Source organism: Glycomyces arizonensis DSM 44726 (assembly GCF_000482705.1).
Classification (GTDB): domain Bacteria; phylum Actinomycetota; class Actinomycetes; order Mycobacteriales; family Micromonosporaceae; genus Glycomyces; species Glycomyces arizonensis.
In genome coordinates, this window is sequence record NZ_AXWO01000001.1 from 303,926 (window position 1) to 325,487 (window position 21,562).

General features: G+C 71.2%; 22 protein-coding genes. 10 read left to right on the forward strand and 12 right to left on the reverse strand.

Annotation, left to right across the window (positions count from 1 at the left end):
- Nucleotides 1-74: 74 nt before the first annotated feature.
- Entirely contained in the window at nucleotides 75-263 is a 189-nt protein-coding gene (locus H613_RS0101315; protein WP_026922372.1) for a hypothetical protein, read from the reverse strand.
- A 317-nt stretch (nucleotides 264-580) separates the two neighbouring features.
- On the opposite strand from H613_RS0101315, the gene H613_RS23705 reads away from it, so the two are divergent.
- The 3 genes from H613_RS23705 to mutM all read left to right on the forward strand — a co-directional run bounded on the left by H613_RS23705 (nucleotide 581) and on the right by mutM (nucleotide 3,287).
- A complete protein-coding gene (locus H613_RS23705) occupies nucleotides 581-1,336 on the forward strand; it encodes a CAP domain-containing protein (RefSeq protein ID WP_084546208.1) in 756 nt (251 codons plus the stop codon).
- 488 nt (nucleotides 1,337-1,824) lie between these two features.
- Nucleotides 1,825-2,400, forward strand: coding sequence for a helix-turn-helix transcriptional regulator (locus tag H613_RS28780; RefSeq protein ID WP_169731938.1), 576 nt, complete (start codon nucleotides 1,825-1,827; stop codon nucleotides 2,398-2,400).
- 20 nt (nucleotides 2,401-2,420) lie between these two features.
- Complete coding sequence (gene mutM, locus H613_RS0101330) at nucleotides 2,421-3,287, forward strand: bifunctional DNA-formamidopyrimidine glycosylase/DNA-(apurinic or apyrimidinic site) lyase (RefSeq protein WP_026922374.1); 867 nt, start codon at nucleotides 2,421-2,423, stop codon at nucleotides 3,285-3,287.
- Nucleotides 3,288-3,290: 3 nt separating this feature from the next.
- Here mutM and rnc read toward each other — a convergent pair whose 3' ends face one another.
- The 9 genes from rnc to H613_RS28785 all read right to left on the reverse strand — a co-directional run bounded on the left by rnc (nucleotide 3,291) and on the right by H613_RS28785 (nucleotide 11,958).
- Nucleotides 3,291-4,007, reverse strand: coding sequence for a ribonuclease III (gene rnc, locus H613_RS0101335; RefSeq protein ID WP_026922375.1), 717 nt, complete (start codon nucleotides 4,005-4,007; stop codon nucleotides 3,291-3,293).
- A gap of 217 nt (nucleotides 4,008-4,224) precedes the next feature.
- A complete protein-coding gene (gene rpmF, locus H613_RS0101340; protein ID WP_026922376.1) occupies nucleotides 4,225-4,398 on the reverse strand; it encodes a 50S ribosomal protein L32 in 174 nt (57 codons plus the stop codon).
- Nucleotides 4,399-4,425: 27 nt separating this feature from the next.
- The gene (locus H613_RS0101345) at nucleotides 4,426-5,001 is read right to left on the reverse strand and encodes a YceD family protein (protein ID WP_026922377.1); all 576 of its coding nucleotides are present in this window, start codon (nucleotides 4,999-5,001) and stop codon (nucleotides 4,426-4,428) included.
- Between the two features lie 249 nt (nucleotides 5,002-5,250).
- Nucleotides 5,251-5,790, reverse strand: a complete 540-nt coding sequence (locus H613_RS0101350; RefSeq protein ID WP_051392794.1) for a hypothetical protein — start codon at nucleotides 5,788-5,790, stop codon at nucleotides 5,251-5,253.
- Nucleotides 5,791-5,825: 35 nt separating this feature from the next.
- Nucleotides 5,826-6,317 carry a pantetheine-phosphate adenylyltransferase gene (gene coaD, locus H613_RS0101355; protein ID WP_026922379.1) on the reverse strand — a complete coding sequence of 164 codons (492 nt, stop codon included), beginning with the start codon at nucleotides 6,315-6,317 and terminating at the stop codon, nucleotides 5,826-5,828.
- Nucleotides 6,314-6,871, reverse strand: coding sequence for a 16S rRNA (guanine(966)-N(2))-methyltransferase RsmD (rsmD, locus tag H613_RS0101360; RefSeq protein WP_026922380.1), 558 nt, complete (start codon nucleotides 6,869-6,871; stop codon nucleotides 6,314-6,316). The genes coaD and rsmD overlap by 4 nt, the downstream gene beginning before the upstream one ends.
- A 31-nt stretch (nucleotides 6,872-6,902) precedes the next feature.
- Nucleotides 6,903-9,089 (reverse strand): ATP-dependent DNA helicase RecG, encoded by a 2,187-nt coding sequence (gene recG / locus H613_RS0101365; RefSeq protein WP_026922381.1) that lies wholly within the window; start codon nucleotides 9,087-9,089, stop codon nucleotides 6,903-6,905.
- 81 nt (nucleotides 9,090-9,170) lie between these two features.
- Nucleotides 9,171-10,751 (reverse strand): DAK2 domain-containing protein, encoded by a 1,581-nt coding sequence (locus tag H613_RS0101370; RefSeq protein ID WP_026922382.1) that lies wholly within the window; start codon nucleotides 10,749-10,751, stop codon nucleotides 9,171-9,173.
- 79 nt (nucleotides 10,752-10,830) lie between these two features.
- Nucleotides 10,831-11,958 (reverse strand): flagellar basal body-associated FliL family protein, encoded by a 1,128-nt coding sequence (locus H613_RS28785; protein ID WP_051392795.1) that lies wholly within the window; start codon nucleotides 11,956-11,958, stop codon nucleotides 10,831-10,833.
- 305 nt (nucleotides 11,959-12,263) lie between these two features.
- Here H613_RS28785 and rpmB point away from each other — a divergent pair, with 305 nt between their 5' ends.
- Nucleotides 12,264-12,455 (forward strand): 50S ribosomal protein L28, encoded by a 192-nt coding sequence (gene rpmB, locus H613_RS0101380; RefSeq protein ID WP_026922383.1) that lies wholly within the window; start codon nucleotides 12,264-12,266, stop codon nucleotides 12,453-12,455.
- Nucleotides 12,456-12,520: 65 nt separating this feature from the next.
- Here the strand turns inward: rpmB and H613_RS0101385 are convergent, their stop codons facing one another.
- Nucleotides 12,521-13,471 (reverse strand): thiamine-phosphate kinase, encoded by a 951-nt coding sequence (locus H613_RS0101385; protein ID WP_026922384.1) that lies wholly within the window; start codon nucleotides 13,469-13,471, stop codon nucleotides 12,521-12,523.
- A 142-nt stretch (nucleotides 13,472-13,613) separates the two neighbouring features.
- Here H613_RS0101385 and H613_RS0101390 point away from each other — a divergent pair, with 142 nt between their 5' ends.
- Genes H613_RS0101390 through H613_RS0101400 form a run of 3 tightly spaced genes read left to right on the forward strand, consistent with a single transcriptional unit; the run spans nucleotide 13,614 to nucleotide 15,012 of the window.
- Nucleotides 13,614-13,847 carry an Lrp/AsnC ligand binding domain-containing protein gene (locus H613_RS0101390; protein WP_026922385.1) on the forward strand — a complete coding sequence of 78 codons (234 nt, stop codon included), beginning with the start codon at nucleotides 13,614-13,616 and terminating at the stop codon, nucleotides 13,845-13,847.
- Between the two features lie 8 nt (nucleotides 13,848-13,855).
- A complete protein-coding gene (locus H613_RS23720; protein ID WP_051392796.1) occupies nucleotides 13,856-14,395 on the forward strand; it encodes a DUF3515 family protein in 540 nt (179 codons plus the stop codon).
- A 41-nt stretch (nucleotides 14,396-14,436) separates the two neighbouring features.
- The gene (locus tag H613_RS0101400; protein WP_026922386.1) at nucleotides 14,437-15,012 is read left to right on the forward strand and encodes a DNA-3-methyladenine glycosylase; all 576 of its coding nucleotides are present in this window, start codon (nucleotides 14,437-14,439) and stop codon (nucleotides 15,010-15,012) included.
- Nucleotides 15,013-15,128: 116 nt separating this feature from the next.
- Here the strand turns inward: H613_RS0101400 and H613_RS28790 are convergent, their stop codons facing one another.
- Nucleotides 15,129-16,850 (reverse strand): glycoside hydrolase family 26 protein, encoded by a 1,722-nt coding sequence (locus H613_RS28790; RefSeq protein WP_051392797.1) that lies wholly within the window; start codon nucleotides 16,848-16,850, stop codon nucleotides 15,129-15,131.
- A 211-nt stretch (nucleotides 16,851-17,061) separates the two neighbouring features.
- Here H613_RS28790 and H613_RS23730 point away from each other — a divergent pair, with 211 nt between their 5' ends.
- Genes H613_RS23730 through H613_RS0101420 form a run of 3 tightly spaced genes read left to right on the forward strand, consistent with a single transcriptional unit; the run spans nucleotide 17,062 to nucleotide 21,421 of the window.
- The gene (locus H613_RS23730) at nucleotides 17,062-18,792 is read left to right on the forward strand and encodes a Wzz/FepE/Etk N-terminal domain-containing protein (RefSeq protein ID WP_051392798.1); all 1,731 of its coding nucleotides are present in this window, start codon (nucleotides 17,062-17,064) and stop codon (nucleotides 18,790-18,792) included.
- On the forward strand, nucleotides 18,789-20,165 hold the full coding sequence (locus H613_RS23735) for an O-antigen ligase family protein (protein WP_051392799.1): 1,377 nt from the start codon (nucleotides 18,789-18,791) through the stop codon (nucleotides 20,163-20,165). The genes H613_RS23730 and H613_RS23735 overlap by 4 nt, the downstream gene beginning before the upstream one ends.
- The gene (locus tag H613_RS0101420; protein ID WP_026922387.1) at nucleotides 20,162-21,421 is read left to right on the forward strand and encodes a hypothetical protein; all 1,260 of its coding nucleotides are present in this window, start codon (nucleotides 20,162-20,164) and stop codon (nucleotides 21,419-21,421) included. Before H613_RS23735 ends, H613_RS0101420 begins: the two co-directional genes overlap by 4 nt.
- Nucleotides 21,422-21,562 lie beyond the last annotated feature (141 nt).

Below are 21,562 nucleotides of genomic sequence, written 5' to 3' on the forward strand. Positions count from 1 at the left end.
ACGGGCCCGGACACGACGATGCGCGCCGGCTGTAGTGCAGCTGGCGCGCTGGTGTTTCGTTGTGCGAGTGACGGCTAGGTCAACGCGGGCTCTGACAGCCGCATCAACTCCTCGGCCTCGTCGTGCTGTACCTCGCTCTCACGAGCGCGCAGCTCGGCGAGCTCGCTCTCGAGGTTGCGTACTCGCGCACGTAGCTGGACCACTTCTTCGAGCAGGCGCTTGTTCGGGGCCTGGCCGATGTGGCCATAGAGGGCTTTCGCCATAGTTTCTCCTTGCGATCGCGTCGTTTGGTGACGGTGGTGTACGCACCATGAATAACGTCGCATATAGCTTGAGTGAATTTTTGCCGCAAGAGCCAACTGCCCCCGCGGGACCGGTGGAGCACGGCTCGTGAACACCGGCGGTCTCTCAACATCATCCGCCTACACGGCGGTTCTCGTCAAGCTTTACACAGGCTTTGCCCCACGGATTCGACCGGGGTCACACCGCGTGGCTCGCGCTACGCCTTCGCGCCTGATAAGGTGCCTGAAAATCGGAACATACCTCACGCAACCTCCCGTAACGAGGCCCCCACACTCCGATGAGCAGACCCAGGGGCGGGCGCCACCGCGATCCCGCCGAGAGCCGACGCCGGATGTTCCTCGCGATCCTCCTGGCCTTCGGGCTCAGCGCGGCGGCCACCTCACTTTGGGCACTCGACTCGCCACTCGAAGAGACCACCGCTTCGAGTGAAGGCGACGCCACCGCCGAGACCACCGACGCCCCGGACGGTGGCACGCTGCCCGATCTGCAGCTCGGCGACTCCGCCGTCCAACCCCAGGACGCCGAGGTCGAACCCACGACCGAGGCGCCCGCGGAGGACGAGACGTCGTCCGAACCGGAGCCCGACGAGGACGATGGCGGAGGCGATGGCGGCGGTGGGGACGACGGCGGGTCCGAGCCCGATGAAGACCGCACCACCGAAGAGGCCCTCCTCGCCGCGGTCAACGGCGAACGGGCCGACGCCGGCTGCGGGGCGCTGGAGGGCGACACGACCCTCGACGCCGCCGCGCGCCTCCACGCCGAGGACATGGCGGAGCAGGACTACTTCAGCCACACCTCACTCGACGGCCGCAGCCCCACCGACCGCGCGGCCGAGCAGGGCTACAGCGGCGGCGTCGGCGAGAACATCGCCGCCGGATACCCGGACGTCGCCGCGGTCATGGAGGGCTGGATGAACTCCGAAGGCCACAGGGCGAACATCCTGAACTGCGACTACGACGTGATCGGCCTCGGCGTCGCCGACGGCGTCGAGGGCTCCACGTACTCCAAGTACTGGGTGCAGGATTTCGGGTGACGGAGGAACCCGAACAGAGAGCGCAGCGGGTGACGTAGGAACCCGAACAGAAGGCACAGCGGATCGCGGCAGAAGCCGAACAGAGGGAGCAACGGCCGGCGTAGGAACCCGAGCACCGACACAGCGGGTCGCGCGGAAACCGCCCCGAGCACCGCACCACATCTGCTCGGGGCCGGACCGGAACCGCTTCGGCCGCATGGCAGACCCACCAAGCGACCTTGCGGCCCCGGCCCGGCGTCTCGCCGGTGCGGCGGTCACCGTCCGCAACGCACCGGACTCGCATTATCGCAGCTCGGACCCGCTTCATACCCAGTTGTGTCGGGCATCTGACTCAAAGCTGGACTCGGCGATTACAACCGGTCATTCTGGGATGGCCGCCTGCATGGGCGCGCGACTGGGGAGGCGACCAAAAACCTGAAGGACGAGGTGCCACCGTGCGTGTAATGCTGTACGACCCCAATCAGGTGTTCTCAGCCAGCATCCGACCGTTGCTCCACCGCCGAGGCGACATCGCGATCGAGGCGAAGAACGCCAAGGCGCTCGCCGCGGACGAGCATGTCGACTGCTGCCTGATCGCCCTGGAGGCGGTCTCCAGGAGCAGGATCCTGACCGACTGCAAGAGGCCGGTGTTCCTCATCACCGATCGCGACGACGGCTCGGTCCTGCGCAAGGCCGTCTCGGTCGCCGCGGCCGGGATCGCGTGCACGCACATCCTCCCGAGGGATCTGCTCCACGCGATCGACCAGGGCATCAACAGTCCCCCGTACTACGACCCGCAGCTCCTTCGGGCCGCCCTCCAACCGGCGCCGCTCCTCGGCGCGCAAGACGCCCATGAGCTGGCACATCACCTCACTCCCCGCGAGGACGACGTGCTGCGCCGCATCATCCGGGGCGAGGCCACCAGCTACATGGCCGACTCGATGGGCGTGTCGGTCTCGACCGTGCGCTCCCACGTCCAGAACGTCCTGGGCAAGCTCGGCGTGAACTCGCGCCTGGCCGCGATCGCCTTCGCGATCAACTACGGCCTGGAGTCGGTGCGGGAGCAGCATCCGCAGCTCAGCTGAGGCGCGCGCATAATTGAGCGGTGCCAGAGCTTCCCGAAGTCGAGACGGTCCGCCGCGGGGTCGACGCGGCCTTCCGCGGCGGACGCATCAGCGCCGTCGAGGTCTACAACCCGAGGTCGGTGCGCCGCCATGCGGCGGGCATCGACGATTTCACCGCGAGCCTGCGCGGCCTGACGGTCACCGGCAGCGGGCGGCGCGGAAAGTTCATGTGGCTGCACCTGGACGCGGAGCCGTTCGCCGATGACGGCGCTCTTCCCGGAGGGGACCGCGTCCTGGTGTGCCACCTGGGCATGAGCGGGCAGTTCCGCGTCATGGATGCCGGGGCCGAGGCGCACCGGCACCTGCGGGTGCGGCTGCGGTTCGAGGACGATCGCGAGCTGTGGTTCGTCGACCAGCGGACCTTCGGCTTCCTGGAGGTCGTCGACTCCGACGGGACGGTGCCGAAGACGCTCGGGCACATCGCGCCGGACGTGTTCGAGGCGGAGTTCGACGCCGAGCGGTGCGCGGCCAGGCTGCGCTCGCGGCGCATCGAGGTGAAGAAGGCTCTGCTGGACCAGGGGTGGGTCAGCGGCGTGGGGAACATCTACGCCGACGAGGCGCTGTGGCGGGCCGGGATCCGCGGGCGGCGGCTCGGCGAGCGGATCTCGCGGCGCAAGGCCTTGGAGCTGCTCGGACACGTCCGGGCGGTCCTGGAGGAGGCGCTGGAGGCGGGCGGGACGTCGTTCGACCCGCTGTATGTGCGGGTCAACGGCGAGTCGGGGTACTTCTCGCGGGAGCTCGCGGTGTACGGCAGGGCGGGCCAGCCGTGCCGACGGTGCGGCACCTCGATCCGCAGGGAAGTGATCGGGGACCGCTCGGCGCACTACTGCCCGGCGTGCCAGCGCTGAGGCTCAGCGCTGCTTGACGCCGAGGCGGTCCGAGAGGACGCGCCAGGCCAGTTCGGCCGCGATCTGCTCGGCGTCCTTCTTCGAGCCGCCGGTGCCCTCGCCGAACTCCTCGCCGGCCACGACGGCCCAGGCGGTGAACTCCTTGGCGTGGTCGGGGCCCGACTCGCTGATCCGGTATTCGGGGACGCCGAGCCCGGAGTCGGCGGTGAGCTCCTGGAGGCTGGTCTTCCAGTCCAGGGCGGCGCCCTGTCCGGCGGCGCGCTCCATGAGCGGGTCGAAGAAGTGGTGGACCACCCGCTTGGCGGTCTCGACGCCGTACTGGAGGTAGACCGCGCCGAGCAGCGCCTCCACGGCGTCGGCGAGGATCGAGTTCTTGTTGCGCCCGCCCGAGGACTCTTCGCCTTTGCCGAGGTACAGGTGCGGGCCGATCCCGCCGGCGCCCATGCGGCGCGCGACGACGGCCAGCGCCTTCATGTTCACCACCGACGCCCGGAGCCGTGCGAGCTGCCCTTCGGGGAGTTCGGGGTGGTTGGTGTAGAGCGCGGTGGTGATGACCAGGCTGAGCACCGAGTCGCCGAGGAATTCGAGGCGCTCGTTCGTGGGGATGCCGCCGTGCTCGTAGGCGTACGACCGGTGGGTCAGGGCAAGACGCAGCAGTTCGGGGTCGATGTCACTGACCCCGAACACCGCTTCGAAATGTTGTACTGCCTTGTCGCCCATGAGCCTCCCACCTCAACGCCGGCCTGGATTATCTCCGTGTCCACCGACCGCGTCAGGGTTGCCAGGCCCAACGGGGCCGTTTCAGGGCAAATCTGACAAGGGTCGTGAGGAGCTAGTACAAAAGCGGAGCGCAGCGGAGCGGTACTTGCGACGAGCGAGCCGCGGCTCAGATTTGCTCTGAGGCGGCCCTGCCCGACTACAACGGCGCTTAACTCAACTAGGCCTCGAAGACCTGGCGGCCTTTATAGGTGCCGCAGACATCGCAGACCTGGTGGCCGCGCTTCTTGGCGTGGCACTGCGGGCACTCGACCAGACGCACCGGCGCAGCCTTCCACTGCGAACGGCGGTGCCGGGTGTTGCTACGCGACATACGACGCTTCGGAACAGCCACTTCAGAACTCCATACTTTTACGCTGTGCTACTCGGGCCTGTCGTCGCCTTCGGCGTCGACTGACCGCAACTTGTCCAATGCCGCCCAACGCGGGTCCACCGTCTCGTGACGGTGGTCGTCGGGCAGCTCATCCCAGGGGACGCCGCATTCGGCGCACAGCCCCGGGCAGTCAGGTCGGCACAGCGGGGTGACCGGCATCGCCAGCACCAGCGCGTCCCGAACCGCGGGCTCCAGATCGAGCAGATCCCCCTGGAGCCGCAGAATCTCGTCGGCGTCAGTGGTCTCTTCGGTGACGGAGCCTTCATAAGCGTACAGCTCCTGCACTCGGACCCTGAGGGTGTCCTCGACAGGTGCGAGGCACCTCGCACACTCGCCCTCGGCGGTGGCCTCGACGTCGCCGTCGGCGAGGACGCCCTCGCTCACCGAGGTGAACGTGACGTCGATGGACAGCGGGGACGACTCCGGGACCTGAAACACGTCGGGACCGAGCGCCTCGGGTGCGGCGACCTCGCGTTCGACCCGCATGGTCGCGCCGGCGCTGCGCTCGAGCTCCGCGGTGTCGACCACCAGCGGAGAAGCGGGATCCAGGGCAGTGTTGGTCATCGGTGAACGGCAGTCCTTCGTCAGGGAGATGCGCCTCGATCGAGGCCGACCGACAATGCTACCTCAGCGTCGCGGACGTCTCAAAGCAGGCGGGCGGCCCGGCGGGGCGTGTGGCGGGCCGACACGTCGGGTCTCGTCGAGTCCCGCTCCGTCCGGCAGGGCGGCGGGATGCGGCCGCCATCGGCCGCGTGAGCGCGGCTCAGCGCGCGTCGGGTGGACTCGCTCCCGCATCGGGACGGCGGTCCGGCGCTAGAGCTGCGGGAGCGGGCGCTCGTCCTCGATCTCGTCGTGCTGGTGCGGGGCGAAGGTGCCGATCTCGCGGAGCGTGTGCATCTTGTCGCGCCCGCGCTCGACGCCGGAGAGGGCGCGGTGCAGGAACTGCTCGAAGTTGGCGAGCGTCGTGTCGACGTACTCGTCCACCTCGTCGCGCAGCCGCTGCGCCTCGCCGCGGGCCTCGCCGATGATGCGGTTGCCCTCGTGCTCGGCCGAGACCGTCACCTCGTGGCGCGAGACGAGCCTGGCGTGCTCGGCCTCGCCTTCGGAGATGATCCGCTCGGCCTCGCGCTCCCCCGCCTCGATGATCTTGTCGCGCTCCTGGAGCATGGCCTCGGCGCGGCGGATGTCCGAGGGCAGATCGTTCTGGAGCTCCTCCAGCATCGCGATGAGCTCGGCGCGGTCCACCTTGCAGCTGCGGGACATCGGGACGGCCTTGGCCGCCTCCACATAGGCGATGATCTCTTCGATCCTGTCGAGCGAACCCACCGATTTGCTCCCGTCGATATCTGTCATGAGGCTATTGTCCCGTATCGGGGCCTTGCCATGTGTCAATCCTGACGCATGCGTTCCACCAGTCGCCTTTGGACGATTTCCGGCACATGGGGGGAGATGTCCCCGCCCCACTTCGCCGCGTCTTTGACCATCGAGGACGAAAGGAAAGAGTACAGCGGATTGGTGGGCATCATCACCGTCTCAATGCCCCTCAAGCCGTAGTTCATCTGGGCCATTTGCAGTTCGTAGTCGAAGTCCGAGACGGCGCGGACCCCTTTGACGATGACGCCGACTCCGTGCTCTTCGCAGAAGTCGACGACCAGCCCGCGGAATGACGCCACTCGGACGTTCGGCATGTCGGTCGTGGTCTCCCTGAGGAGCTCGACTCGCTCCTCTACGGTGAACACCGCGTTCTTGGAGGCGTTGTGGAAGACCGCGACCCACACCTCATCGTACAGCTGTGAGGTGCGGCGGATGATATCGAGATGACCGTATGTCACCGGATCGAACGATCCGGGACAGACGGCGTGCCGAGCTTCAGGTTTCACAGCCGGTGACCGTAGCAAAGGGCGGTGGTGCCGTAGCGGCGGACGCGGTCTTCTGCGACCTTCTCGGGCCACGGCACGTCCGCGTCGCGCCCGGCTCGCTCGATCACGACGTCGGCGCCGTCGGCCAGCCAGCCGTGTTCGACCAGGGCGGCGAGCATGGCGCCGATCGCCTGATCGGTCACCGCATAGGGCGGATCGGCGAAGACGATGTCGTAGGGCTCGGCGGCGCCTGAGGCAAGCGCCTTCTCGACAGGGGCGGATATCACATGCGCGTCGGCGATGCCCAGATCGGCGATATTGCGCCGCAGCAGCTTCGCGGTCTGGGCGTGGGACTCGACGAACAGGGCGTGCGCGGCGCCCCGCGAGAGCGCCTCGATCCCGACCGCGCCCGACCCGGCGTAGAGGTCGGCGAAGCGGAGTCCTTCGAGGTCGCCGCCGGGCGCGAGGGAGTTGAACAGCGCTTCGCGGACCCGATCGGAGGTGGGCCGCGTGCGGTCACCCGAAGGCGTGGCGAGGCGGCGGCCCTTGAGGGCGCCGGCGATGATCCTAGTCATGAGATGACCACTCTAACCCAGGGGCGGCGCCTCACCCCTTCTCCAGATATTCGCCTCGGTCGGCGGCCAGGTCGTCGACGAGGGCCGCGAACGCCGGTTCCGAGCGCATCCGCGGGTCCGCGGCGATCAGCTTGACCGCGTCGGCCCTGGCCTCCTCGATGATGTCGACGTCGCGCAGCAGCGACAAGAGCTTGACGTGCGATTTCGTGCCGGACTGGGCCGCGCCGAGGACGTCGCCCTCGCGGCGCTGCTCCAAGTCGAGCTCGGCGAGCGCGAACCCGTCGGTGGTGGAGGCGACGGCGTCGAGCCGATCGCGGGAGGCGGTGCCCTCGGCGGCCTCGCTGACCAGCAGGCACAGGCCCGGGTGACTGCCGCGCCCGACGCGGCCGCGCAGCTGGTGGAGCTGGGAGATGCCGAAGCGCTCGGCGTCGAGGATGACCATGGCGGTGGCGTTCGGGACGTTGACGCCGACCTCGATGACGGTGGTGGCGACCAGGACGTCGATCTCGCCCGCGGCGTAGGCGCGCATGACGCGGTCCTTCTCCTCGGCGTCGAGGCGGCCGTGGAGGAGGCCGAGACGCAGGCCGTGGAGGGGCCCGCTGCGCAGCTGCTCGATCATGTCGGTGACGGCCAGCGGCGGGCGGCGGTCGTCGCCGCCGCCGGTGTCCTCGGTGTCCTCACCGCCCACGCGCGGGCAGACGACGTAGGCCTGGCGTCCGGCGGCGACCTCTTCGCGGACGCGCGTCCACGTGCGGGCCATCCACCGCTGGTCGGTGTAGGGCACGACGTGCGTGGCGATCGGGCTGCGCCCGGCCGGGAGCTCGGTGAGGCGGCTGGTCTCCAGGTCGCCGTAGACGGTCATGGCGACGGTCCTGGGGATCGGGGTGGCCGTCATGACGAGCGTGTGCGGCGGACGCTCGGCCTTGGAGCGCAGGGCGTCGCGCTGCTCGACGCCGAAGCGGTGCTGCTCGTCGACGACGACGAGGCCGAGGTCGTGGAAGTCGACGCCGTCGTAGAGCAGGGCGTGCGTGCCGACGACGATCCCGGCCTCGCCGGATTCGACGGCTTCGAGCGTGGCGCGGCGCTGCGCGGCGGTGGCCGAGCCGGTGAGCAGGGCGACGCGGGTGGCCTCCATCGGGGCGCCGAGTTCGCCGCCTTTGGCGAGGTCGCCGAGCATCTCGGCTATCGAGCGGTGGTGCTGCCCGGCGAGGACCTCGGTGGGCGCGAGCATCGCGGCCTGGCCGCCGTGGGCGACGACCTGGAGCATGGCGCGCAGGGCCACGAGCGTCTTGCCGGAGCCGACGTCGCCTTGGAGGAGCCGGTGCATCGGATGCTCCCCGGCGAGTTCGTCGGCGATCTCGGCGCCGACGCGGCGCTGCCCGTCGGTGAGCGGGAACGGCAGCGAGGCGTCGAAGGCCTCCAGGATCGCCCCGCCCTTCGGCCGCGGCGTGGCGGGCTCAACGGCGGCCTCGGCCTTGCGGCGCACCAGCGCGGCCTGCATGACCAGTGCCTCCTGCCATTTGAGGCGCTTCTTGGCCGCGCCGAGGGACTCGAACGACTCGGGGCGGTGGATCTGGTGGAGCGCGGCGCCGTAGCCCATCAGGCGGTGGCGGGAGCGGATCGCGGCGGGCAGCGGGTCCGGCGGGTCCTCCAGCAGGTCGAGGGCGATGCGCACGCACTGGCCGATCTTCCACGTCGGCAGGTCGGCCGTGGCCGGGTAGACGGGGATGAACGCCCCGGCGAACTCCTCGACCGCCTCGGCCGGGTCGGAGGCGTCCTCGGCGAGCAGCCGGTACTGCGGCGAGTTCAGCTGGAGCCGGCCGCGGAACTGGCCGACCTTCCCGGCGAACAGGCCCCAGCGCCCGGGCCTGAGCTCCTTGGCCCGCCAGCCCTGGTTGAAATAGGTCAGGGTGACGGTGCGGCCCATCTCGTCGGCGACGATGACCTCCAGCAGGTCGCGCTTGATCGCGCGCTTGCCGGGCCGCGGCGGCTTGGGCGGCAGCGGCTTGGGCACCGCGGCGCGCACCTGCGCGAAGACGGTGACCTCCTCGCCGATCCGCAGCGAGCCGAGGTCGGCCTGCTCGCCGCGCTGGGCGTAGCGGAACGGGTAGTGGGACAGCAGGTCTCCGACGGTCTCCAGTCCCAGTCCCTTGTCGAGCGCGGCGGCGGTCTTCGCGCCGACGACGTCTCGCAGGCGGGCGTCCAAACCTACAGCCAACGGTCACCTCTCCACTGTTCGCGTTCGATCTCACCCGGTCTCACCGCCGTCTCGGCCGCCGGCGGCTCGTGCCCAGGGCCATCACTCGGCTCCGATGAGCATGAGCGGACGGTCCTGCCCGGCGGGCAGCTGCTGGATCTCCACCAGCGGCCACGCCCTTCCCACATGATCGCTGAGGGCTGTGACAGTTTCGGGGTCCGACTCAGCGCCGACCAGCAGCGTGATGAGTTCGGCCCCGGCCGAACACAGCCGGTCGACCAGGTCGAGGGCGGCCACGGCCGGGTCGGTTCCGGTGTGGACGACGTCGCCGTCGACCAGGCCGAGCGCCCTGCCGCCCTCGTAGCGGACCTCGGCGGTGCGGCAGGAGGCGGCGGCCTCGGCCATGGCGATGACGTCGTCGTCGAAGGGCCGCTCGGGGTCGTGCACGGCGAACGCGGCCAGGCTCTGCATGATCGACCCGGTGGGGATGACCGCGACCCGGTAGCCGTCGCCGCGGGCGGCGTGCGCGGCGCCGCGGACCGCGTCGACCGCGGCGGGGTCGTCGACGAGCACGGTCGCGTTCGGGCCGCCCCCCGCGCGGACGGCCATGAGGACGTCGTCGACGGCGCCGGTGGCGGCCATGCGGCAGCCCTCGTTCTCCAGCAGCGCGCGCAGCTGCGGCTGCGAGGTGACCGCGACGACGGCACGGTCGAGGTCCTGTGTGGGGTGACGCGAGTAGGCGTCATCGAAGCGGGTCACCGAGATCCGGTGGACGCGGCCGCGCTCGATCCCGGCCTCGACGGCCGCGCCGACGTCGTTGACGTGGACGTGGACGTTGAACGTCGTGGCCGCCCGATCGGCGCGCGAGCCGATGATGACGACCGAGTCTCCCAGCTCGGTCAGGCGGCGGCGCAGGTCGGCGGCCGACTCGGCGGACGCTTCGAGCAGGTACTGGACCTCGTAGTCGTAGGCTTCGGAGCCGGTCTCGCGCGGGACCTCCTCGACGGGCCCGGCGGCCCTGGTGCGGTGGCTCTCGAGCAGGTCGAGCGCACCGGTCGAGGTGGAGCCGGTGAGCGTCTCGACCAGGGCCTCCAAGAGCAGCGCCAGGCCGAGCCCGCCCGCGTCGACCACGCCCGCGCGGGCCAGGGCGGGCAGCTGGGTCGGGGTGGCGGCGACGGCCTCGGCGGCGGCCTCGGCGGCGGCGCGGGCGGCCGAGACGAGCCCGAACGGCGCGGCCTTCGCGGCGGCCGAGGAGGCGGCCTCGGCGACGGTGAGGATGGTGCCCGCGGTGGGGACCGCGACGGCGGCGGTGGCCGCGTCGGTGGCCGAGCGCAGTCCGGCGGCGAAGCCCTTGGCGTCGACCGCCTCCGCGGTCCAGGCGTCGGCCAGGCCGCGGAGCATCTGGGCGAGGATGACCCCGGAGTTGCCGCGGGCCGAGAGGAGCGCGCGTCCGGCGGCCTCGTCGAGCAGGGCGTGCAGCGTCGGCTTCGGCGTCGCGCCCTGGAAGGCGGCCTGGAGCGTGGCGACCATGTTGGTCGCCGTGTCGGAGTCGGCGACGGGGAACACGTTGAGCTCGTCGACGCCGCGCCGGTGCCGCGTCAATGTGTCGATGCCGCGCGCGGCCCACTCTCGCATGGTGTCGGCGTCGAGGCCGTGCGGGCCGTGTTCAGGGATGTCTGCCACGGGCCATGAGGATACGCGCCTCCCCGGGGCCGTGGCGTCGCCACCGTGATCGGCCGGGCGCCACGGGCCCGCGGGAGGTCTAGAGGTCGCCGTAGCGCAGCGTGTTGCGCAGTGCGTCGACGGCCTCGCCCCGGTCGCCGGTGGCGAAGCCGACGAAGCCCTCGAAGCCGCCGTCGACCTGGACGAGCGCGGCGTAGACGGTCGTGTCGCCGACGGTGAAGGTGTGGAACTCGGCCTGGCGGGCGTCGATCCAGTAGTTGACGGTCTCGGACTCGCCGCTGATCTCGCCGCCCAGGTGCTCGGCGATCGCGGCCTCGAAGGCCGGGCCGACGTCGTCCAGGCCCGTCTCGGCGGTGGCGCCGATGGCCTCGGGGTTGATCGCGCCGACGAACGCCGAGGCGCTGCCGTCCTCGACCGCGCGCCCGGCGGCACTGGAGAACACCGGGGGGATCTCGGTCGACTCGGCCCAGGCGGCGCCGTCGGGGACGACGAACTTCAGGCCCGCGGACTCGTCACTGATCAGCGCGGGCTCGGCGGCCGGGGGTTCCTCGATGGTCGCGGTCTTGTCGTCGGCGGGCTCGCCGTCGTCGGGGTTGAACAGGATGAACCCGCCGACGCCGAGCGCGGCGGCGATCACGACGACGCCCACGAGCAGGATCCACAGCGGGCCTTTGCCGCCGCTCTTCTTCTTGCGCTGGATCTGGCCGGGCTGGGCGCCGCCCCACGGCTGCTGCCCGGCCGGTCCCGAGACGGGGACGAGCTGGCCGCCCTGCGGGCCGAACTGGCCCTGGCCGGGCGAGACCGGCATGCCCGAGGCGGGCATCCCGGAGACCGGCGGCATGCCGGGAGCGGGCATCCCCGACACGGGAGGCATGCCTTGTCCGGGCATGCCCTGTCCCGGCATGCCCGAGACGGGCGGCATGCCCGGGTGCTGCGGCGGGGCGTCGAACGGCGACACCGGCACGCCGGGGGGCGGCCCGAACGGCGCCTGCGGCTGGCTCCCCGGTCCGCTCGCGTACTTCACCGTGCCGTCGACGTCCTCGACCGGCATCTGCTGGTTCGGCGGAGGGGACACGCGCTGGCTCTCCGGCGACCACGGCGGAGGCTCCTCGGTCGGAGGCTGCTCGTGGGGCCGGTACACCGGTGGCTCTTGCGGAGACTGCGGCGGCTGCCAGCCGTCGGCCGGCGGCTGCGGGGTGTTGCTCATGATCGACTCACCAACGAAAATATGGGCATCGGCACATCACTGTATGTGGGTAGCCTACGGGATCAGGACCAATCCTAGAGTGGTCGACCGTGGCGGCTCGCGGCAGCCACCACAGTGCATCGATGCCCGTCACCTCGGCGAAGTCCTTCGAGCGGTACGTCGGAATCGTCTGTATTGGGCGTCCGAATGGATTGTGACGCGGCCCCTCGGCCCTGGATGGGGCAGTGCGGTGCAGGTCCGTTAGAATTGCCGGGTTGCCCGCCGTGGGGGCGGGCCGCTGAATCGTCAACGCAGGAGTTTGGAAAATGTCGAGCGTGTGTGAAGTCTGCGGCAAGCGCCCGGGCTTCGGCAACAACGTCCCGTGGTCCCACAAGAAGACCAAGCGTCGTTGGAACCCGAACCTCCAGACCATTCGCATCGCGACTGGCTCCGGCGACAACAAGCGCCGCGCCAAGGTCTGCACCTCGTGCCTCAAGGCCAACAAGGTGACCCGCTAAGGGACGATCAAGACTTCACGCCGCCGGGCCCGTTCCCGGCGGCGTTTCGTCGTGGCCGGCGGCCTTCACTGCCCTTGGAAGTGGTCCCAGCCGGTCGGGCCCGTCCACGGCTGCCCGTCGACGGTGACGCCCGCGCCTTCGGCGACCGTGCCGATGCGCCGCCAGCCCTCGGGCAGGATCACGCCGGGCGGGAAGGCCGCGGCCAGGGCGTGATCCTCGCCTCCCGACAGCAGCCATGTGAGCGAGTCGGCACCGAGCGCCTCGGCGGCGTTGGCCATCGCCTCGGGGACGTCGAGCACGGCGGTGTCGATGTCGACGGCCACGCCCGAGGACTCGGCGAGGTGGCCGACGTCCGCCAAGAGCCCGTCCGAGACGTCGATCATGGCTCTGGCGCCCATGAGGGCGGCGTCGCGCCCGGCCGCGTACGGCGGGTGCGGGCGCCGATAGGCGCCGACCAGGGCGCCGGGCGAGCGGAACCCGCGGGAGAGGATGTGCAGTCCCGCGGCGGCCCAGCCGGTCCTGCCCGCCAGCGCAAGCACGTCCCCCGGCCGCGCACCGGACCTGGTGACCGGTGGTCGGCCTTCGAGGTCGCCGAGCGCGGTGACGGTGACGGTGAGCTGCGAGCCGCGGGTGGTGTCGCCGCCGACGACGGCCGCGCCCGCGGCGGCGGCCTCGGCGGCCAGGCCGGAGGCGAACTCCTCGATCCATGCGGCGGGCGTGTCCTGGGGGGCCGAGACGGCGGCGAGGAGCGCGGTGGGCGCCGCGCCCATCGCCGCGATGTCGGCGATGTTGGCGGCGGCGGCGCGGTGGCCGACGTCGGCGGCCGAGCACCAGTCGAGGCGGAAGTGGCGTCCTTCGACGAGCATGTCGGTGCAGGCGACGACCCGGCCGTCGGGGGCGGTCACGACGGCGGCGTCGTCGCCGGGGCCGAGCTCGACGGCGTCGGTGGTGGTGAAGTGCCTGGTGAAGCGCTCGATGAGCCGGAATTCCCCGACCTCGGCGACGGTTTCGCTCACGGTTGCTTCCAGTCTCGGGCAGTTGACGGTCTGGAGATCACTGCGTAATCTTCGCTCAACGGCGATCGTGAGCCGGTCAGGCCCGCCGGGCATCGTCTTCCGGCCGCCGACCCCTTTCCCGCGAGCGTTGGGAGGCCTGTCGATGGTGCAGGCGTACATTCTGGTGCAGACCGAGGTCGGAATGGCCGCGGCGGTGTCCGAGGCCGTCGCGAAGCTCGACGGCGTGGTGCGGGTGGACACCGTGACCGGCCCGTACGACGTGGTGATCCTCACCGAGACCGACTCCGGTGACCGATTGGACGCGTCCGTGGTGAGTAGAGTCCAGCGGGTGGCGGGTGTTACCCGCACGCTGACCTGTTCGATTCTGCGTCTCTGAGGAGTGCCGTGGGGAAGGCGAAGCTTCCGGCCGTGGTGGCCACGGCCGTGGCGGTGCCGGTGGCCGCCGTCGCGGGCGTCGTCGTGTTCAACGCGATCGCGCCCGCCGCCGATGACTCCCGTTTCGACGAGGACCTGTCGCCGGTGAGCGTCGAGGTGCCGCGGTTGAGTGACGAGGACGCCGTGGTGTGCCTGGCGATGACCGCGAAGGCGCCCGAGAGCGTCGCCGATCTGCCCGCCAGGCCGGTCGAGGGCGAGGCGCACGCCTCGGAGTTCGTGCTCGCCTACGGCGATCCGGCGGTGGTGGCCACGTGCGGGGCCGACGCGGTGGAGGTCGAGGACACCGCGGTGGTGTACCTGCTGAACGGCGTCTGCTGGTTCACCGAGGAGAACGGCGGCACCGAGTGGACGACCGTGGACCGGCAGGTGCCGGTCGGCGTGACCGTCCCCGACGACTACCCGCAGCCGGTGGACGTGCTGAGCGGGCTGTCGAAGACGATCGCGGAGGCGGTGCCCGCGTCGCAGGACGCGCCGTCGGGCTGCTCGTGAGCGCGGCGTCCGGTCCGGTTCGGACGGACGGGGGCGGACCGGTGGACCGGTCGTTCTTCGACCGCGATTCGGTGGCGGTGGCGCCGGAGCTGCTGGGCTGCCTGGTGACCGCGAACGGGGTGACGGTGCGCCTGACCGAGGTCGAGGCCTACCGGCAGGACGATCCGGCGTCGCACTCGTTCCGGGGCCGCACCGCCCGCACGGCGGTCATGTTCGGTCCTGCCGGGCACCTGTACGTCTACTTCACTTACGGGATGCACTACTGCGCCAACATCTCGTGCGGCCCGGAGGGTTTCGGCGCGGCGGTGCTCCTGCGCGCCGGTGAGGTCGTCGACGGCGTCGCGACCGCCCAGGCCAGGCGCGGCGAGCGGATCGCGTTCAGGGACCTGGGGAGGGGCCCGGCGCGGCTGGCGCAGGCGATGGGCTGGGACCGCGACGACGACGGCGCCGACATGGTCGGCTCGGTGCGGCGCGGAGCAGGCGATCTCGCGGTGCGGTCGGGTCCCCGGACGGGGATCACGAAGGCCGCCGAGGTGCCGTGGCGGTTCTGGATCGACGGCGACGCGTTCGTCTCCCCGTACAAGCGCCACCCGAAGGCGCTCGCATCCGAGGCATAAACTCCCCTTTATCCTATACTCTATATCCTATAAGATTTGAAGGCACGAAGGCGTAGGCTTGCTATATCTTATAGGGTATAACGGCGTCTGAGGAGTGAGCGTCGTTCAAGGGCGTCTCATTCGAGGGTGACGTCGAAGCGCGGCGAGTTCATCAGTTCGCGGAACGCCTGGTTCGCCTCGGAGTCGCGGTCGATCTCGGAGTTGCGGCCCTCGGCGTCCGGCGAGGAGAAGTAGACGATCGCCTTGAGCCTCGGGTAGTGCGCGAACTGCTCGTCGGCGGACGCGAACACGGTCCGCTGGTGGTCGGGGTACTCGCTCTCGTGGAACACGCCCCATTCGGCGAGCATCATCGGCTTGTCCGGGTGGTGGCGGGCGATCCAGTGGTAGAAACCGGGCCACGAGTCCTCGTCGGTCTCGTCGACGATCTCGGTGAAGTCGGAGTGGCCGTCGTCCTTGAGGGACTGGTTGTAGCCCGACAGGCCGATCCAGTCGACGACGTCGTCCCCGGGGTAGAGCTGGTTGTGCCAGGGCATCTCGACCCACTTCAGGTAGCCCATGTAGTTCATGACGGTGACGAGGTTGTCGACGCCGTGGCCGCGCAGGAAGGTCACCACGTAGCGGAACATCTCGGCGTAGTCGCCGGCCTCCATGCCCGAGCCGTCCTCCTGCACGACGTCGTTCTCGGGCTCGTGGTGGACGGTGAAGAAGAACGGCTTGTCGAAGTTCGCGTTGATGTGGTCGGCGAGCCTGAGGAGGAACGCGTCGACGTCCGGGTCGCCCGCGGCGATCTCGGCCCAGGTGGCCATCTGCGGCTTCCAGTTGATGAACAGCGTCCGCGGGTGCTCGGGGTCCTCGGTGAGCGCGATCTGCTCGGGGGTGGGGAACAGCTCCTCGTCGGCCCGTTCATAGGCGTGGTAGATGTGCTGGGTCTGCCCGGCGGCCTGCTCGAACTCCAGGAGCGCCTCCTCCTTGGGGCGGCTGGTGTGGGCGGCGGGCGCGACGCCGATGAGGGCGCCGCAGGTGGGGATGAGCTTCTCGCCGGTGGTGCAGGTGGCGAGGTTGCCCTCGGCCTGGCCGGCCTCGGGCAGGAGCGGGTCGGGCCGGTCGGCGGCGGGCGCCGGAGTCAGGCTGGGCTGGTCCGGACTGGGCCGGCCGGGGCTGGGCGGGTCGAGGACGCCGGGCGAGGGCTCGGGCGCCGCGGGGACGGTGCGCAGGATCGGGCCGCGGCCGGCCAGTTGCGTGCCCTCGAATTCGAGGTAGTCGTCGAGGTCGGGCGTGGAGACGGCGAAGCCGTAGCGTCCGGGGGCGTCGATCGCGCCGGTGACGTCGAAGACGACCTCAGTGGTGGTGGAGCCGACCACGGCCGTGTCCCAGACGCGGCCGTAGGGCGGGGCGGAGTCGGCGGTGAGCGCGCAGGTGCACGGGAGTGCGTGGACCGAGGAGACCTCGATGGTCATCGCATCGGTGTCGGGCGGGACGAGGACCGGCATGCGCAGCTCGGCGGTGTGTTCTGGAGCCACTGTGGACTCGTCGACGACGAACTGGAGGTGGGTGACGGCGATGCCGAGGTCCTCGGTGGTGCCGACGGGCAGGGCGGGCGACCCGGCCGGGGCGGCATGGTCGACCTCGGTGGCGGTGTAGGAGGCGATGACCGGCTCGTGGTCGACCTGGCCGGGCAGCTCGTCTCCGGCTGACGCGTTCCGGGTGCTCGGTCCCTGCTCGGTGCCGACGCTGTAGCCGACGACGAAGCCGCCCAAGACCAGTGGGACGGCGGCCAGCAGCGCGATCAGGCCGCGGCCCGTCCTCAGCGAGGCCTGCTGCTTGTGTGAATTGCCCATCTTCGTCCCCACCTCACGGGAGTTTCACGCGATACACCCTCAAATACCGTGATTCACATGATAGCGAACATAATGGTTTTAATCGACTCTCGCGGCACAACGACCCCGTCCGCACCGGCGATACTTTTCGGACGGACCCCCGTGCCCGTCACCTTTCCTCTCACTGACTCGTTACATGGGCGAGATCCCGTGAACGAGAAAGGCTTTCGCGTTGAGGACCCCTGCCGCCCGCACCCTCGCCGACTACGGCATCATCGCCCGCCGCTCGTGGTGGCTCATCGTCGGCACCGTCGCCGCCGCCCTCGCGGCCGGGATCTGCTACACCGCGGCCACGGACGAGGTCTACGAGTCCACCGCCTCGGTCCTGGTGATGCCCACCGCCACCGACACCGACGTCGCCGGGGCGCGCACCTCCGGGCAGGTCAACCTCGACACCGAGGCCCAGATCGTCAAGTCCACCGAGGTCGCCCAGGCCGCCGCCGAGCGCCTCGGCGCGCCGTCCGCCGACGAACTGTCCGAACAGGTCTCGGTCGCCGTGCCGCCCAACACCTCGGTGCTGAAGATCAGCTTCCGCGCCGACGACCCCGAGACCGCCCAGGCGGGCACCATCGCCTTCAGCGAGGCCTACCTCGCCCACCGCATGGCGGCGGCCACCGCCTCGATCGAGGGCGCGATCACCGCCGAGCAGACCGGACTCGACGCCATCAACACCGAGATTGACGGCGTCGAAGACGAACTGGACTCACTCGACGGCGGTGACGACAGCGCCGCCCTGGAATCCAGCCTGGACAACCTGAACCGCCAGGCCGGAGAGGTCGAGTCGACGATCGCGGCGATGGAGGCCGAGTTGAGCGCCACCACGCCCGGGCGCATCATCAACCAGCCCCCCGCGCCCGAGTCGCCCATCTCGCCCAACCCGCTGTTCAACCTCGCCGCCGCGCTCGGCGCGGGCCTGCCGCTCGGCCTCATGCTCGCCTGGGCCCGCCACCGCCTGGCCCGCCGCGTCCGCTACCCCGCCGACCTGGTCGACCGGTGCGAGCTCGACGTCCTCGGCTCGGTGCCGAAGTCGGTCAAGTTCCAGCGGCGCGAGGTCTTCGGCGCCTACAGCCCCGGCGGCCGCGTCTTCTCCCAGATGCGCAACGTCATCGCCTCACAGCTCACCGGCGATCAGCGCGTCGTGGTCGTCGCCGGGGTCGCGCCCGGCCCGGCCGCCAGTGTCGTCGCCGCGAACCTCGCCACCGCGATGGCCCGCGCCGGGGACCGCGTCACCGCCGTCGCCGCCGACCCCAGCACCACCGTCGGCCTGCCCGAGCTGTTCGGCACCGCGTCGGTCCCCGGCCTGGCCGACGTGTGGTCCGGGCGCGTCGACCTGTCCGAGACCATGCAGGCCGCACCGAGGCAGCCGAGCCTGTCGGTCGTCGGCCCCGGCGCCGCCGCGCGGGCCGCCGGACCCACCAGCGAGGCCGCCGCCGAGACGTTCGCGAAGCTCGCCGAGGCGGGGCGGTTCGTCGTCGTCGACGCGCCGCCGCTGTCGTGCTCGGCCGACGCCCAGCTGCTGGCCGCGCACGCCGACGCCGTCATCCTCGCCGTCCAGTCGCAGCGCGACTCGGTCTCGGAGACCTCGGCCGCCGCCGTCGCGATGCGCCAGATCGACACGCCGCTGCTCGGCGCGGTCCTGCTGCCGAACGCGCTGGGCCCGATGAACAACGCGCCGATGCCCGGCGGGCAGGTGCGCGAGCTCCCGCGCTCGCGGCGGCCCGACGCGCCCGCCGACGAGACGCCCACCGACTCGCTCGATGTCGTCGAGGAGGCTGAGCACGAGCCGCCCCGCAGGGACGAGCCCGCCGAGGCGCCGCCCCTGCCGATCAACGACTCGCAAGCGCCGCCGAAAGCGGCGAGGAAGCCGAGTCCGGGGCGGCAGCCGGCGGCAGAGACGCGATGACCCTCACCGGAGCGGTGCGGACCGGCCGCGCCCGGCCGGACGGCCCCGCGTCCTCAAGGGAAGGACGGCCGCTCACCTGGCTGCTCGCCGCCTACCCGCTGTGGTGGGCGCTGGGCATGGGCGTCCTCGTCGTCCCGTTCGTGGCCGCCGTCGCGGCCGTGCACCTGCTGCGCCGCAGGTCCGTCGCCGTCCCGCCCGCCTTCGGCTGGTGGCTGCTGTTCCTGCTGACCGTCGTGCTCAGCCTGGCCAACCTCGGCGTCGACCCGCCAGGCACCGTCGCCGAGTCGTGGGTCTCCAACCTGCCGGGGGCGACGTTCCGGCTCGGCTTCTACTGCTGCGTCACGCTCATCGTCCTGTGGGCCCACAACCTCCTCGCCGAGGGCCGCTATCCCAGGGAGCGGCTCATCCGGCTGCTGGCGTGGCTGTTCGTCGTCACCGTCGCCGGGGGCCTGCTCGGGACCTTCGCGGGCGGCTTCGAGTACACCTCGCCGGTGGAGGCGCTGCTGCCGAAGTCGGTGGCCTCGGACGGCTTCGTGCAGTCGCTGGTCCACCCGGCCGCCGCGCAGACCATGGACTTCCTCGGGTACGAGACGCCGCGCCCGGCCGCGCCGTGGGGCTACACCAACACGTGGGGCAACAACTTCGCCATCACCGTCGTGTGGCTCGTCGTGGCCGCCTTCTGCCTGCCGGTCGCCACGCGCTGGCGCATCGCGGCCACCGCGCTCCTCGCCGTCTCGCTCGTCCCGGCCGTGTACTCGATGAACCGGGGTCTGTGGCTCGGCCTGGCCGCGATCGCGGTCTTCGCGTCACTGCGGCTGCTCGTCTCCGGCAGGCCCGCAGGGCTCGCCGCGCTCGGCGGCGCCGGGATCGCCGCCGTCCTGCTGGTGGTGCTCACGCCACTGGGGACGGTCGTGCAGGCGCGGCTCGACCACGGCCACTCCAACGAGGGGCGCGCCTTCTCCTCGGAGACCGCCGCCGAACTGGTGATCAGCCACTCCCCCGTGCTGGGCTTCGGCTCGACCCGCAAGACGCTCGGCTCCGCCGAGTCGATCGCCGTGGGGCCCACGCCGGAGTGCCCGCGGTGCGGCGCCCGCACGCTGGGCGGCAACGGCCAGCTGTGGCAGGTCCTGTTCGCGCATGGCCTCGCGGGGACCGTGGCCTACCTCGGGTTCTCCCTGGTCGCGCTGTGGCGCTTCCGATCCGACCACTCCGCCGTCGGCATCGCCGGGTCGTCGGTCATCTGGCTGTCGCTGCTCTCGATGTTCTACTACAACGCCCTGGTCACCCCGCTGCTGCTCACCCTCCTCAGTTACGCGCTCCTCGCCGCCAACCGCATACCGGTGCCACTGGGAACAACCACGGAGAAGTCATGAGCAGAGCCCTGCAGACCGCCGACGACCTGCGTCGGCGCGCCACCTACCTCGCCGAGGTGGTCGGCCAGCTGTACCCCGGGCCGGGCCGGTTCGCGTCCGCGCGGGAGCGGCGGGCCGAGCGCGAGACGCGCCCGTACATCGTCGTGCCGAACCGGCGCCGGCCGCGGGTGCTGATCCCGGCCTCGACGCGGAAGGTCGCCGCCGGGGCGCTGTCGCGGTACTCCCGGCCCGCCGCGCGCGCGGCCCGCGCCAAGCGCGACGCCGCGGTGTGGGCGCTGCGCCTGGGCCTGGACCGGCTGCTGCTGCCGCACCGCATCGAGGTGTCGGCGGCCGAGGGCATCGACGACCACCTGAGCACGGTGCTCGGCCACGAGGTCCACCTGAGCATCCACATCGGACCCGCTAGGGCGAACCGCAAGCCGGTGCTCCAGATCCTCGACGGCGAGGCCAGGACCGTCGCCTTCGCCAAGCTCGGCGTCAACGAGCTGACGCGCGAGCTCGTGGAGGCCGAGACGGCGGCGACGCGGCGCCTCGGCGAGTTCGGGCGGCTGAAGATGCTCCGCGTGCCCGCACTGCTGCACTCGGGGACGTGGCGTGGACACAACCTCATGGTCACCTCGGCGCTCCCGGCCTGGACCGAGCCGGTCGAGCACGGCGACGCGCGCCGCGTCGCGGCGATGCGCGAGCTGGCACGGGTCGGCGGCACAGTGCGGTCGCCGCTGGGCGCGTCGGAGTACGCCGCGAGGCTGCGGGCCCGGCTCGACGCGCTCGCGGCGCGGAGCCGCGCCGCCGGTGAGACCGGCACCGACGCCGACACGCTGGTGGCGGCCGGGGCGACGCTGCTGGACCGGTTCGCCCGCACCGAGCTGACCTTCGGTGCCTGGCACGGCGACTGGTCGCCGTGGAACACGTGCGAGGCCGCCGACGTGATCTACCTGTGGGACCTGGAGCGGTTCGAGACCGGCGTCCCGTACGGGTTCGACGCGGTGCACTACCGGCTCCAAGCCGACATCGTGACCCACCAGGTGGACCCGACCACGGCGGTGCTGCTGCTGGCGGCCAACGCCTCGGCGGTGCTGACGCCCATGGGGGTCGCGCCGTCGGAGGCGGAGCCGACGACGCTGCTGTACCTGGTGGACCTGGCGGCGCGCTACATGAGCGACCAGGCTGAGCAGGCGGGTGCCGCGCTGGGGGCGCTCGGGAGCTGGCTGCTGCCGACGCTGCTGAGGCACATCGCGCGCCAGCGCGATGCATGAAGCAGGGCGCGCGCCAGCGCGATGCATGAAGCAGAGTGCGCGCCAGCGCGATGCATGAAGCAGGGCGCGCGCCAGCGCGATGCGTGAAGCCCAAAGCGAGACGGCGCGACGCGTGAAGCACAGCGCGCGGCGACCGAAGGT